Source organism: Afipia sp. GAS231 (assembly GCF_900103365.1).
Lineage (GTDB): Bacteria > Pseudomonadota > Alphaproteobacteria > Rhizobiales > Xanthobacteraceae > Bradyrhizobium.
Genome location: NZ_LT629703.1, coordinates 2,934,521 through 2,947,022, shown reverse-complemented (window position 1 = coordinate 2,947,022; position 12,502 = coordinate 2,934,521). Strand labels below are relative to the sequence as shown.

Here is a 12,502-nt window from a genome sequence, read left to right as displayed (position 1 = left end):
GCGAGAACGCGAAGCCGCGTTTGTAGGGTGGGTTAGGCGAAGCCGTAACCCACCGGCCCAACTATCCGCGTTGAGAGACCCTCGGTGGGTTACGCGTCGCTAACCCACCCTACGATGTGTGCATGATCTGCCGTTCCCGCGCATACCGCACCAGTGCGACGAACCGATAAATCCCGTGCACGAACTTGCCGTAAGGCATGGTGACGAACAGCGAGAACACCACGCCGAGATGCAGCGCCAGCAACGGGCCCATCGCGGCCGTATCGCGGAACAGCAGCAGCGCGATGCCGGTCAGGCTGGTCAGGAACAGCATGGCGATGAAGGCAACGTCCATTCCCGTCCTGGTCCCGTCGACCAGCACGGGATCGCGCTTCCATTTCTCGGCGAGCAGGCCGATCGGTCCGATCAGAAGCCCGATGCCGCCGAGCGTGCCGAGCACGACGGGCAGATCCCACCACGCATAGGGCGCCTCGCGCGCGAACAGGTAATGATACAGCGTCGCGACGCAGGTGGCGGCAAAGCACAGCCCGAAACCATAGAAGGTGAGGTGGTGATACAGCTTGCGGCGATCGGTCGGCTTGTCGTCCTCGTTGAAGCAGCCGACCCCGCCGCCATCGAGATAGCGCAACTCGCCGGCATCGCGCATCGCCTGCAGCAGCGACTTGAAGTCGGTCTTCATACCGACGGGCTCGCCGATGTCGCGCCAGAACGCAACGACGCCCATCACCAGGGCTACGATCGCGTAGAGGAAGGCGGCGCCGAACAGCGCCGCCATCGCGTTATGCGGCATCAATTTGTAGAACGCGCCCGGGCCGGTATGGACGCCAAGCAGCACCAAAGGATCGGTGAACGCGGCAAAACCGAAAATGAAAGCGGCGACGCTGAGCGCGGCCACGAGGCTGATGACGAGCCCGTTGCGCGCGAACGCACCGGCAAAAGCGCGCGGCCACACATACGCAGCGTAGGATTCGTTGCGCGCCACCGCCAGCGTCTGCGGCACATTGACGTTGAATTCATGCGGCGGCGAGAACTGGCAGTCGGTGTAGCAGGCGCCGCAGGAGTGGCAGAGGTTGGCGAGGTAGTTAAGGTCGCCGTCGGAAAACGCGCGTCGCATTTCCATCGCCGGAAACACCGCGCAGAGGCCCTCGCAATAGCGGCAGGAATTGCAGACCGTCATCAGGCGGTCGGCCTCTTCGAGAATTCGCGTTCCGTGCATCTTGCGTTGCTTCCTGCCCGAGACCGGGCCTTGTTACTTCGTCAGCCCCTTGCCTTCGAGCCATTTCTGGATCAGGGCGGCGACCTCGGCGTTGTTCTTGTCCATCATCATCATGTGCGAATTGCCCTTGATGCCGGCCTGCGGCAGGTCGACGACATCGACGCTGCCGCCGGCGGCCTTGATCTTGTCGCCGAACGCGATGCCGGTGGCGCGGATCTTCGGCCAGCGCGAATCTTTCTCGATGTAATCGCCATAGACGATCAGCGTCGGAATGTTCTTCAGCACGTCGGCCTTGTCGGGATCGCCGACACCGGCCGGTTCAAGCGCAATCAGCGCCTTGACCTTGTCGGGCCGCGCCTGCGCCACCTTGAAGCCGAAACTGCCGGCCTGGCTGTGGAACATGATGATGGACGGGCCGACGCGGTCGATCTCGGCGATATAGGCCGCGACGATGGCGTCATCGGTCGTGGTCCAGCGCGGCACGTTCTGCTTGACGAAGTTCTCGTAGCCGTCGTTCGGGAACTGGCTGCCGGGCATCAATTTGCGTTTGGCTGGATCCGGATCGTAGGAGTCCGGGCCGTCGCCGATGCGAAAGCGCTGGAACGGATTGGCGGTGGTGAGAAACACCGGCTCGCCCTTGAAGATGTCCGGATATTGTGCCCAGCCGGCGCGCCCGCGCTCCACCGCGTCGGAATTGTAGACGCTCCAGCCCTTGCGCAGAAAATAATTCAGGAAACCTTCGCGGCCGTCGGGCGTGGTTTCCCAGGTGACACCGGTCAGCCCGCCGCCGTGCCACATCAAGAGCGGATACGCGCCCTTCTCGTTGGCGGGCAGGAAATACTGAACGTACATCTGCTCGACCTGGTAGGTGCCGTTGGGATCGACCTTCGCGGGCACGCCGCCCAGCGTGAAGGTGACTTCCTTGACCGGCTTACCGGTGATTTCGACCAGCCGGCCGCCAACATGGAACGAGCCCATGTCGCGCAACGCGATCGGCTCGGCGGCATTGGCCAAAGTCGATGCCATCAGCAGGGCCGCGGTGGAAACGATCGCAAGGCGTGGCATGAACCCTCCCATAGGCGAAATTTAATTCTTGGCATTCTTCGCCGCTTCCCGTCCCGCCACCCGTCCGAACACGCTGCCGATGGTCATGCCGATGCCGGCGGCGTAGCCCTTGCCGAGCACGTTGCCGGCCATGATCTCGCCGGCCGCGAACATGTTGGCGGAAGGCTTGCCGTCCTTCATCAGCATGCACGACTGCTTGTTCACGCGGGTGCCGAGATAGGTGAAGGTGATGCCGGGCCGCACCGGATAGGCGAGATAAGGCGGCGCATCGATCTTGCGCGCCCAATGCGTCTTCGCTGGCGTCAGGCCCTCGGTGCGGCAGTCATCGAGAATGGTGTGGTCGAAGGTGCCGGGCTGCACCGCGGCGTTGAAGTCGGCCATGGTCGTTTCCAGCGCCGCCGGATCGAGTTCGAGCTTCACCGCGAGTTCGGCGATCGTCGGTGCGCCGATCGGCGGGAACAGCGTCGGCATGAAGCTGGTGACGACGCTGGAGTCGAAGATGATGTAGGCGATCTGGTCGGGTTGCGCCGCGACCAGCCGGCCCCAGATCGCATAACGCTTCGGCCAGATGTCCTCGCCTTCGTCGTAGAAACGCTGGGCGTGCTTGTTGACGACGATGCCGAACACGACCGAGTCGTGGCGGGTGATGATGCCGCCGTCGAATTTCGGCGCGCGTGCGTCGATTGCCACCGCGTGGCACTGGGTGGGATCGCCGATGTCCTGCACGCCCTTGTCGAGCAGCATCTTGAGAATCGAACCGCGATTATACGGCGTGCCGCGGATCAGGAAATTGTCGGCGGCATCGCCCCAATATTGCTTCAGCCATTCGATATTGGCCTCGAAGCCGCCGGCGGCCGCGACCAGCGCCGAGGCACGGATTTCGGCGGCGCCATTGATCGGCTGCTTCAAGGTGGCGCCGAGAAACATGCCGTCCTCGATCTGCAGATTGGTCACCTCGGCGTCGTAGACGATCTCGACGCCGAGTTTCTCGGCGGTGAGATACAGCGCGTTCAGCATCGCCCGGCCGCCGCCGAGGAAAAACGAGTTGGTGCGGCCGAGGCTGAGCGTGCCGCCGAGCGAGGGTTGCCAGCGCACGCCCTGTTCGACGACCCAGTTCAGGATATCCTTGGACTCGTGGATCATGAAGCGCGCCAGTTCCTCATCGGTCTGGCCGCCGGTCACCAGCAGCAGGTCCTGCCAGAACTCCTCCTCGGTGTAGGGGCCGGTGAGGATCTCGGTCGCCGCGTCATGGGCGCAGCGCATGTTGCGGGTATGGCGGGTATTGCCGCCGCGGTAGAATTTCGGCGCGCCCTCCAGCACCAGCACCGAAGCGCCGGAGCGCCGGGCGCTGATCGCGGCGCACAGCGCGGCGTTACCGCCGCCGATCACCAGCACATCGAATTTGCGATTAAAATCGACCATGCGCTCTTGTTATCTTCATTTGCATGGAAATCAAACGTGCCACCGGGCAAGCCTGTCGGCTTGCCCGGCGATTGCGCGCGGGGGTTAGGCGGGCACGACGTCTCGCGTCGCGATGGTCTTGCCGCCGCGATAGATCACGAGGGCTGCGACGATGCCAAGCGCTGCGGCGCACATCAGCCAGTAGCCGGGCGAGGCCTTGTCGCCGGTGTGGTCGATCAGCCAGGTCGCGGCAAACGGCGTAAAGGTGCCGAACAGGCCGGCGGCCAGCGCAAAGGCCAGCGAGAAGCAGGTGGTGCGGACATGCGCCGGCACCACCTCGACCAGCGCACCCAGCATGGTGCCGCTGTAGACGCCGAAATAGAACGAGAACATCATTTCGACCGCCAGCATCTTGCCGAAGGTAGGTGCTGCGACAAGCCAGTTGAGCGCGGGGTAGGCTGTCACAAGCGCGAGGCAGGCAATCGTCAGCAGCACCGGCTTGCGGCCGATACGGTCGGATACCGCGCCGCCGACCGGATTCCAGATGAAATTCATGACCGCCACCAGAAGGGTGACGATCAGGGCCTCCTGCGTCGAGAGCTTCAGCACCGTCTTGCCGAAGGTCGGCGTGTAGACGGTGACGAAGTAGAAGGTCGTGGTGGTCAGGACGGCCATCATCATGCCGAGCACGATGATCTTCCAGTTGACCGCCGCCGAACTGAAGACTTCCGACGTGCTCGGATGCTTCTTCATCGCCAGGAACGCCGGCGTTTCCTCAAGCGTCCGCCGCAGGAAGAAAATGAAGGGAATGATCAGGCAGCCGATGAAGAACGGGATTCGCCATCCCCATGCCGCCACGGTTGCCGCCGGCATGGCCTCGCTCAACGCGAAGCCGATGATCGCGGCGACGAAGATCGCGACCTGCTGGCTGGCGGACTGGAACGAGGTATAGAAGCCGCGGTTGCCGGGGGTGGAAATCTCCGCGAGGTAGACCGACACGCCGCCAAGCTCGACGCCGGCAGAGAAGCCCTGCAGCAGGCGGCCGACCAGCACGATGGCCGGGGCGGCCACACCGATAGTCGCATAGGTCGGACAGAAGGCGATCGTTACCGTGCCGAGCGCCATGATCGCCAGCGTGACAATGAGGCCCTTGCGGCGGCCGATGCGGTCGATATAGGCGCCGAGCACGATCGCGCCGACCGGGCGCATCAGCGCGCCGAGCCAGAACACGCCGAAGGTGTTGAGCAGGGCGGCGGTCTCGTTCTCGGAAGGGAAGAACGCCTTGGCGATGTAGGATGCGTAGAAACCGAACAGGAAGAAGTCGAACTGCTCGAGGAAATTGCCGCTGGTGGCGCGCAGGATGGCGCCGATGCGCGATTTGATCTGCGGTGTTTCCGAATTATCCGTCTGCGACATGTCGGCTGTTTCCCCCGTTTGCACTGCGGCGAAAATTCCGCCGGCCGAGACAGTTATCCTGCCTTGGTGTGGCAATCTGCCACGCCTGCGCGGCCCGACCAACCGCAAATCGCGGGCGCGGCCCTGACGACGGGGAATACCGGATGTTCAGGGAAAAACTTGTTTTCAGGACTTGGCTTGTCTTCAGGGCTTGGCTTGCGCCGAGGCCACCAGCCACTGCCGGAACGCCGACAGCTTTGGCGGATCGGTTCGCCCGGCCGGCGAGACCAGATAGAAGCCGGCGTCGACCGGCAGCGTGATCTTGAAGGGAACCACGAGGCGGCCTTTGGCGATGTCTTCCTGCACGTACGCGGTGCGGCCCATCGCGACGCCGAGGCCGTCGATCGCGGCCTGCACGGTCATGAAGATCATGTCGAAGGTCACGCCCGGCTGTTTGGAGAAATCCGCCGGCAGACCGGCCGCCCACAGCCACAGCCGCCAGTCGTCGCTGTTGGCGTTGGAGGTGTGCAGCAGCACATGGTCGCGGAGGTCCTCAGGGCATTTCAGCGACTTGTTGCCTTTCAAAAGGCTCGGGCTGCACACCGGGAACAATTCGTCCGCCATCAGCCAGTCGGCGCGCAGCCCCGGCCATTGGCCGCGGCCGTAGCGGATCGCGGCGTCGACATTGTCGCGCTGGAAATCGACCAGGCTGGTCGAGGTGGTGATGCGCACGTCGATGCCGTGGTGTTCCTCCTGGAACGCGGTCAGCCGCGGCAGCAGCCATTTGGCGGCGAGCGAGGCCAGGGTCGAGACCGTCAGCACGTGGTCGTCGTCCTTGCGCAGCAGGCGGTCGGTGGCGAGCCTGAGATCGTTGAACGCGGCGCGGATGCCGGGGAGGTAATCCTTGGCCTGCGGCGTCAAGGTCAGGGCCCGGTTCTGGCGCACGAACAGCGGGATTCCGAGTTCCTCCTCCAGCCGCTTGATCTGATGGCTGATCGCGGTCTGCGTCACATTCAGCTCGGAAGCCGCCTGGGTGAAGCTCAAATGCCGGGCCGCAGCCTCGAAGGCGCGCAATCCATTCAGCGAGGGTAGCCTGGCGGTCATTTCCGCATCCCAAATGCATGAGCTTATATCATGCGAAGCGGTACAAAGTGTCGTTTGTGAAAGGGCCAGTTAGCGCAGATATTAGCGTCAACAGGTTAGCTAAAGGAGTTTCAAATGTCCACTTGCACACATGACTCGATGATAAATCATCATGGACAGGGCGTATTGGCCCAGCTGGCCGACACCGTTCATGTCTGGCGGCAGCGCTACGAGGCGCGCCGTGAGCTGGCCCAGTGGTCGGACCGCGATCTTCACGACATCGGCCTGTCCTCGGGCGATGCGATCTACGAAGCCTCAAAACCGTTCTGGCAGGCCTAGGGCAGCCAAGCCGGCGTCGCCTCATCAGGGGGACGCCGGCAATTTCTTGAAGGTCCGGAATTCTCGAAGATTCAAGATTGCTGGAGATCGAGGGGAGCGTGCCATGACCACATTACGTTTCGACGATCTGAAGCAATATTCCGATACGCTGCGCTCGCGTAGCGGCGAGGCGGTGAACGTGCGCTTCGTCGAGCCGCGCGATGCCGAACCACTGCAGGCCTATTTCCGCTCGCTGACGACCCGCTCCCGCTACAACCGCTTCCTCGGCGCGATGCGTGAATTGCCGCCGACCCTGCTCGAGCACTTCATGCATGTCGGCGAGGCGGAGCAGTTCAGCGCGGTCGCGACCATGATGTTCGACGGTTACGAAACCATCGTCGGCGAAGTCCGCTACGCCTTCCACACCGAAACTTCCAGCATCGAGTTCGGCCTGTCGATCGACGACCGCTGGCAGGGGCATGGCATTGGCAAGGCGCTGCTGAAGAATCTCGAATGCCGCGCGGCCTCGTTCGGCGCTGAGCGGATCTTCGGCGACACGCTGCGCTCCAATGACCAGATGATCGCGCTGGCCCGCAAGGCCGGCTACGCCTTCACGGCGAGCCCCGGCGATTGGAAGCTGGTTCGCTTCGAAAAGCAGATCGAACTCCAGCCGCGCGATATTCCCTGCGCAAGCTGGAAACTCGCCGCCGCCTCCCGCCAGCTTGCAATCCCTCCTCTTGCAAGCTGACAGGAACTAAGCCCGGTTCTGGCGGTAACCGGAACCGGGCTGCTTTCTTCTCACGCGGCCTCTGCCGTAAAATCCGTCGACGTCGCGATCTCTCGCCAGGTAGCCAACTCCTCCGCCACAAAGGCATTCTTGGCCTCGATCCGCGCCACCGTGTCGCTCCCAAGCGGCAGCCGCAGCGGCGGATTCTCGGCGTTTGCGAGCGCGATGAAGGCGCTGGCGAGCTTGCGCGGATCGCCGCGCTGGCCGTGGTTGACGTCGGCGGCGTGCGCGCGGGTTCGGCCTACGGTCTCGCTGTAATCCTCGATATGCTGCGCGGTGCGCGACAGCGAGGTCTCGTCAAGAAAATCGGTGCGGAAGAAGCCGGGCTCGACCACGGTCACCTTGATACCGAGGGGTGCTACTTCGCCCGCCAGCGCCTCGGTGATACCTTCGACCGCGAATTTGGTGGCGCCATAGACGCCCCAGCCGGGATAACCGGCATAGCCGCCGACCGAGGAGACATTGATGACATGGCCTGCGCGCTGGCGGCGCATATGTGGCAGCACGGCTCTGGTCACACCGAGCAGGCCGAACACATTGGTGGCGAACAGCCTGCTCGTCTCCGCCGCACTGGCTTCCTCGATCGCACCCAAGAGGCCGTAGCCGGCGTTGTTGACCAGGATATCGATGCGGCCGAATTTCTTCACCGCCTGGCCCGCCGCCTCATGCGCCTCGGCCTCGCTGGTGACGTCGAGCCGCGTGGCCAGCAGCCGCTCATGCGAACCGAGGCGAGCGGTGATGGTGGAGGGATCGCGCGCGGTGGCGACCACCGCATCGCCCGCGGCGAGCGCGGCCTCCGCGATCAAGGCGCCAAAACCCCGGGAAGCTCCTGTGATGAACCAGACACGCATGGTGTTGCCCTTTCCTGATGTGGCCCGGCGCTCTCGCCGGGCTGATGGGCAAAACCTAGCGGCTCGCCATAGATGAGATAATCCGCTACATATTTTACAAGCTACTGAGCAGAATTCATCAATGCGGATCGACCCATCCGACCTCGCGACCTTCCTGGCCATCGCCCGTCACCGCAGCTTTCGGGCCGCGGCGACCGAACTCGGCGTGTCCGCGTCCGCGCTGAGCCACGCGCTCCGCAATATCGAGGAGCGGCTCGATGTCCGGCTGATCAACCGCACCACCCGAAGCGTCGCGCTGACCGAAGCCGGTGAGCGGCTGTTCGCGCGCATCAGCCCGGCGTTTCGGGATATCGACGACGCGCTGGAAGACCTCAACAATTTCCGCGGCAAGCCGGCCGGCACGCTACGCTTCAGCGCCGCGCGGCAATCGGCGCAGCTGGTGCTGCTGCCGATCGTGACGCGCTTCCTCAAGAACTATCCCGACGTCAGCGTCGAGATCATGATCAACGATGCTCTGATCGACATGGTCTCGGCCGGCTTCGATGCAGGTGTACGTTTCGGCGAGACCATTGCCGCCGACATGATCGCGGTCCCGATCGGCCCGCGGCATCGCTTCGCGGTGGTCGGCTCGCCCGCGTATTTCAAAGCGCGCAAACCGCCGGTGACGCCGCACGACCTGAAAGGCATGCCGTGCATCCGCTATCGATTCACCAGTGGTGCGGTCTATCGCTGGGAATTCGAACGCGGCGGCATCGAGGTCGATATCGATGTCGAAGGGCCGCTGACGATGAACGATCAGGACCTGATGGTCGATGCGGCGCTGGACGGGGCAGGGCTCGCCTACGTGTTCGAGGCGCAGGTCGAGGCGTTGATAGCGAAAAAGAAACTGGTGCGCGTGCTGGCCGACTGGTGTCCGGCCTATCCCGGCTTCTTCCTGTACTACCCGAGCCGCCGGCAACTGCCGGCGGCACTCCGTGCATTCGTCGATTTCGCGCGGGCGGGCAACTAAACGTCGCACAGGCTGTGTATGGCCTTTGCGTCGCCGATCGCTAAAGTACCGGCTGACGCATTCAGGGGAGGGAGCGCCGTGGCGGTCGATGCCGGATTCGTTCGAAAAATCTTCGCCGACCTCGAGCATGGCGACGGCGCCGGGTTCTTCACCCATGTCGCCGATGACGTCGACTGGATCGTGATGGGCACCCATCCGCTTGGCGGACATTACAAATCGAAAGCCGATTTCATCGCCGGCACATTCGCAAAGCTCGGCAGGGTGCTGCCGAACGGCGCGCAATTGCACGTCGATAACCTGATCATTGACGACGACGTTGCGATTGTAGAACTGCATTCCGAAGCTGTCGCTAAAAACGGCTTTCGCTTCGACAACCATTATTGTTGGGTCTGCTACTTCAGCAACGACAGCATCGTGCGCGTCCGCGCCTACCTCGATTCGGTGATGGTGGCGCGGCTATTCGAGCAGAATCCGATCGGCTAGGGCGCTTGCTTCACCTCGCCCCGCTTGCGGGGAGAGGTCGGATCGCATCGACAGATGCGATCCGGATGAGGGGGTACAGGTCTATCGATTAACAGCGTGCTCGCGGATAAAGCCCCTCATCCCGACCTTCTAAGAGCGAGCTTCGCTTGTCTCGACCCCGCAAGCGGGGAGAAGGAGAAGAACTCAAGCCCCCCTGAACACCGCCTTGCGCTTCTCGACAAACGCCTGCACGGCCTCCTTGTGATCCGATGTCACCTGGCAGCGGACCATGCGTTCGGCTTCGTGGTCGCGCGCGGTGGCGAAGTCGAACATCAGGGCTTCGTCGAGATTGTCCTTCATGTAGCGGATCGCAATCGTCGGTCCGTCCGCGATCGATTTGGCGAGCGCGAAGGCTTCCGCCTGCAATTGGTCATCCGGGACCACGCGGTTGACGAGGCCGATCGTCTCGCAGCGCGCAGCCTCGACCCGCTCGCTGGTGAACATCAATTCGCGTGCCCGCGAGGTGCCGACCAGTCGGGTCAGCAGCCAGGCGATGCCGTAGTCGCCGCTGAGGCCGACCTTGAGATAGCCGGTGGAAAGGAAGGCCGACTGCGCGGCGATCCGCATGTCGCAGGCCATCGCCAGCGCCAAACCTGCACCGACGGCTGCGCCCGGCAGCGCCGCGATGGTCGGCTTGCGCACCGAGACCAGCGCGCCGGTCAGCAGGCGCTGTCGCTCCTGCAGATCGGCGACCCGCTCGTCATGCGACATTGCGAGTTTGCTCTTGTCGCGGTTGGCGCCCATGCCCTTGACGTTGCCACCGGCGCAGAACGCCGTCCCGGCGCCGGTCAGCAGCAGCGCGCCGACTTCGGGATTCTCGCCGCAGGCCTTGATCATGTTGCGCAAGGCCGGCGTCAGATTATCCGACATCGCGTTGCGCGCTTCGGGGCGGTTCAACGTGATGATGGCGACGCGGTCGCGGATCACGCACAGCAATTCGTCGGTGCCGGTGTCGATCTTGGTCTCGGTGGTCATTTCGTTCCCCATGCCCTTGTTGTTCGTTCTTGTGGCAATTCCGTAGGGTGGGCAAAGGCGCTGGCGCCGTGCCCACCAAGTTCATGCGCAGTCGTCAACGGTGGGCACGCTTCGCTTTGCCCACCCTACGGCAGCCTAAAACTTCTCCACCCACGGACGCAGTTCCAGTTCCCAGGTCCAGGCGCTGCGTGGTTGTTGCAGCACATTCCAGTAGCTCAGCGCAATGGCGTCGGGGTCGAGCATCGAGTCCGGTCTGTCGGCAGGTTCCGTCCGCGCCGCACTGCGGATGCCGCCGTCGATGACGAAATGCGCGATGTGGATGCCGTGCGGCGACAATTCGCGCGCCATGCTCTGGGCGAGCCCGCGCAACGCGAACTTGCCCATCGCGAACGGCGCCGACTGCGCGTAGCCCTTGACGCTGGCGGAGGCGCCGGTGAACAGGATGGCGCCATGCTTGTTGGGTAGCATGCGCTGCACCGCCTGCTGCGCCACCAGAAAGCCGCCGAACGCCGAGACTGCGATCGCCTGGGCGACGTCCGCCGGCACCAGGTCGGTAAAAGCGCCGCGCGCGCGCCCGCTGGCGTTGTAGACGACGAGGTCGGGCACGCCGATTTCACGCTCGACCAGGCCGAACAGCCGCTCGACCTCCTCCGCGTTGGTGGCGTCGCAGGCAAAGGCCTTGGCGCCGGTCTCGGTGCAGAGCGCGCCGAGCTTCTCGATCTTGCGGGCGGCCAGCGCGACCTTGATGCCTTCGCGAGCGAACAGCCGCGCCAGCGATGCGCTCAGGCCTTCTCCGGCGCCGACGATCAGGGCGTTCTTGTATTTCGGGATGTCCATCGGCGCGGTCCTCAAATGGTCGGGGACTGGGTATCTAAGCGCGCAATCCCGCGAGGCAACCCGCGGCAGCGAGGATCAGGTCGAGATCGCGCTTGTCGGCGATCTCGGCATATTTGGCACGGAGCATGCCGAGCGAACGGGCGTGATATTTCTGCGGCTTCTGAACCCAGACCTTGTCGCCAAGGGTAACGCTGAACTCGTCCTTGGCCTCCATCAGCGCCTTTTCGTTGGCGAGCGTCCAGGTCCAGAATTGCCGCCCGACCTGCTTGGTCAGAATCGGCATCAGGGTCGGCGCCAGCGCGGTCCATGTTTCGAACGCGCCTTCGTTCCGCGGCCACAGCATGCGGTGTACCCAGTCGAGCACGTGTGGTGCGCCGCCGCCGATCAAGCCGCCCACCGTTGGATCGGTCCACATCTCGTAGAACTGGCCCCAGAGTCCGAAATCGCCGAACGCCGGTCGTCCGCCAAATAGATAGGGACGCGTTGCCAGATGCGCGTCGAGCATATCAAGGATTTCCTGGAATCCAGACTCGATCTGCGGTGCGGTCGTGGCGTTCGAGCCAACGAACCAGACCCGGTCGACCATGCGCGCGCGCACTTGCGCCGTGAACGCATCATGTTCCTGCTCGCTGGCGCCGGGCGCGCGCATCCGCGCGATGCGTCCGGCCGAGGAGATCTGGTCGACGTCGCGGGCCCAGCGGTAGTGAAACATCCATTTGTTGCCCCACTCGTCGCCGAATTCCTCGATCAGCGCGGAGATGAACCGCGTGACGGGCTCGCCAGGATGGATCGAGGGTTCAGGGTGATGTTTCTCGACCAGGTCGATGATCGGGGTGGAATCCTGGATGCCAGTACCGCCGGGTGTGACCACCAGCGGGATGATCGGCATTTTGGCGTATTTCTCGAATTCCGGCTGGCTTGCCGCATTGCGCAACACCCATTGATGCGGAATTCCCTTGTAGCGGAAATAAGAGCGGACCTTGACGGAGTAGGGCGACATTTCTGCGCCGATAACGCGATATCCGTCCGCCATGGGGCGGTCC

General features: G+C 63.6%; 13 protein-coding genes. 4 read left to right on the top strand and 9 right to left on the bottom strand.

What is annotated here, in order from left to right; genetic code table 11:
* Nucleotides 1–109 precede the first annotated feature (109 nt).
* From tcuB to BLS26_RS14005, 5 genes are all read right to left on the bottom strand, one after another.
* Complete coding sequence (gene tcuB, locus BLS26_RS14025; protein WP_092511972.1) at nt 110–1,216, bottom strand: tricarballylate utilization 4Fe-4S protein TcuB; 1,107 nt, start codon at nt 1,214–1,216, stop codon at nt 110–112.
* 33 nt (nt 1,217–1,249) lie between these two features.
* Nucleotides 1,250–2,281 carry an esterase gene (locus BLS26_RS14020; protein WP_092511970.1) on the bottom strand — a complete coding sequence of 344 codons (1,032 nt, stop codon included), beginning with the start codon at nt 2,279–2,281 and terminating at the stop codon, nt 1,250–1,252.
* Between the two features lie 21 nt (nt 2,282–2,302).
* A complete protein-coding gene (gene tcuA, locus BLS26_RS14015; RefSeq protein ID WP_092511968.1) occupies nt 2,303–3,703 on the bottom strand; it encodes an FAD-dependent tricarballylate dehydrogenase TcuA in 1,401 nt (466 codons plus the stop codon).
* A gap of 84 nt (nt 3,704–3,787) precedes the next feature.
* Entirely contained in the window at nt 3,788–5,098 is a 1,311-nt protein-coding gene (locus BLS26_RS14010) for an MFS transporter (RefSeq protein WP_092511966.1), read from the bottom strand.
* 183 nt (nt 5,099–5,281) lie between these two features.
* Nucleotides 5,282–6,181 carry a transcriptional regulator GcvA gene (locus tag BLS26_RS14005; RefSeq protein ID WP_092511964.1) on the bottom strand — a complete coding sequence of 300 codons (900 nt, stop codon included), beginning with the start codon at nt 6,179–6,181 and terminating at the stop codon, nt 5,282–5,284.
* Nucleotides 6,182–6,295: 114 nt separating this feature from the next.
* Here BLS26_RS14005 and BLS26_RS14000 point away from each other — a divergent pair, with 114 nt between their 5' ends.
* Nucleotides 6,296–6,499, top strand: coding sequence for a DUF1127 domain-containing protein (locus BLS26_RS14000; protein ID WP_092511962.1), 204 nt, complete (start codon nt 6,296–6,298; stop codon nt 6,497–6,499).
* Nucleotides 6,500–6,602: 103 nt separating this feature from the next.
* On the top strand, nt 6,603–7,226 hold the full coding sequence (locus BLS26_RS13995; RefSeq protein ID WP_092511960.1) for a GNAT family N-acetyltransferase: 624 nt from the start codon (nt 6,603–6,605) through the stop codon (nt 7,224–7,226).
* A 50-nt stretch (nt 7,227–7,276) separates the two neighbouring features.
* Here BLS26_RS13995 and BLS26_RS13990 read toward each other — a convergent pair whose 3' ends face one another.
* Nucleotides 7,277–8,116 (bottom strand): oxidoreductase, encoded by an 840-nt coding sequence (locus BLS26_RS13990; RefSeq protein WP_092511958.1) that lies wholly within the window; start codon nt 8,114–8,116, stop codon nt 7,277–7,279.
* Between the two features lie 121 nt (nt 8,117–8,237).
* Between BLS26_RS13990 and BLS26_RS13985 the strand changes: the two genes are divergently transcribed.
* Entirely contained in the window at nt 8,238–9,125 is an 888-nt protein-coding gene (locus BLS26_RS13985) for a LysR family transcriptional regulator (RefSeq protein WP_092511956.1), read from the top strand.
* A gap of 78 nt (nt 9,126–9,203) precedes the next feature.
* Nucleotides 9,204–9,608: a nuclear transport factor 2 family protein gene (locus BLS26_RS13980; RefSeq protein WP_244541938.1), complete on the top strand. Its 405-nt coding sequence runs from the start codon at nt 9,204–9,206 to the stop codon at nt 9,606–9,608.
* 183 nt (nt 9,609–9,791) lie between these two features.
* Here BLS26_RS13980 and BLS26_RS13975 read toward each other — a convergent pair whose 3' ends face one another.
* The 3 genes from BLS26_RS13975 to BLS26_RS13965 form a co-directional block, all read right to left on the bottom strand.
* Nucleotides 9,792–10,622, bottom strand: coding sequence for an enoyl-CoA hydratase (locus tag BLS26_RS13975; protein ID WP_092518036.1), 831 nt, complete (start codon nt 10,620–10,622; stop codon nt 9,792–9,794).
* A 135-nt stretch (nt 10,623–10,757) separates the two neighbouring features.
* A complete protein-coding gene (locus tag BLS26_RS13970; RefSeq protein WP_092511952.1) occupies nt 10,758–11,459 on the bottom strand; it encodes an SDR family NAD(P)-dependent oxidoreductase in 702 nt (233 codons plus the stop codon).
* Nucleotides 11,460–11,493: 34 nt separating this feature from the next.
* Nucleotides 11,494–12,492, bottom strand: coding sequence for a glutathione S-transferase family protein (locus BLS26_RS13965; protein WP_244541937.1), 999 nt, complete (start codon nt 12,490–12,492; stop codon nt 11,494–11,496).
* Nucleotides 12,493–12,502 lie beyond the last annotated feature (10 nt).

What these genes read in the sequence shown, in the direction of transcription:
- tcuB (WP_092511972.1), bottom strand. Translation starts at nt 1,216, where the DNA reads ATGCACGGAACGCGAATTCTCGAAGAGGCCGACCGCCTGATGACGGTC.
- BLS26_RS14020 (WP_092511970.1), bottom strand. Translation starts at nt 2,281, where the DNA reads ATGCCACGCCTTGCGATCGTTTCCACCGCGGCCCTGCTGATGGCATCG.
- tcuA (WP_092511968.1), bottom strand. Translation starts at nt 3,703, where the DNA reads ATGGTCGATTTTAATCGCAAATTCGATGTGCTGGTGATCGGCGGCGGT.
- BLS26_RS14010 (WP_092511966.1), bottom strand. Translation starts at nt 5,098, where the DNA reads ATGTCGCAGACGGATAATTCGGAAACACCGCAGATCAAATCGCGCATC.
- BLS26_RS14005 (WP_092511964.1), bottom strand. Translation starts at nt 6,181, where the DNA reads ATGACCGCCAGGCTACCCTCGCTGAATGGATTGCGCGCCTTCGAGGCT.
- BLS26_RS14000 (WP_092511962.1), top strand. Translation starts at nt 6,296, where the DNA reads ATGTCCACTTGCACACATGACTCGATGATAAATCATCATGGACAGGGC.
- BLS26_RS13995 (WP_092511960.1), top strand. Translation starts at nt 6,603, where the DNA reads ATGACCACATTACGTTTCGACGATCTGAAGCAATATTCCGATACGCTG.
- BLS26_RS13990 (WP_092511958.1), bottom strand. Translation starts at nt 8,116, where the DNA reads ATGCGTGTCTGGTTCATCACAGGAGCTTCCCGGGGTTTTGGCGCCTTG.
- BLS26_RS13985 (WP_092511956.1), top strand. Translation starts at nt 8,238, where the DNA reads ATGCGGATCGACCCATCCGACCTCGCGACCTTCCTGGCCATCGCCCGT.
- BLS26_RS13975 (WP_092518036.1), bottom strand. Translation starts at nt 10,622, where the DNA reads ATGACCACCGAGACCAAGATCGACACCGGCACCGACGAATTGCTGTGC.
- BLS26_RS13970 (WP_092511952.1), bottom strand. Translation starts at nt 11,459, where the DNA reads ATGGACATCCCGAAATACAAGAACGCCCTGATCGTCGGCGCCGGAGAA.
- BLS26_RS13965 (WP_244541937.1), bottom strand. Translation starts at nt 12,492, where the DNA reads ATGGCGGACGGATATCGCGTTATCGGCGCAGAAATGTCGCCCTACTCC.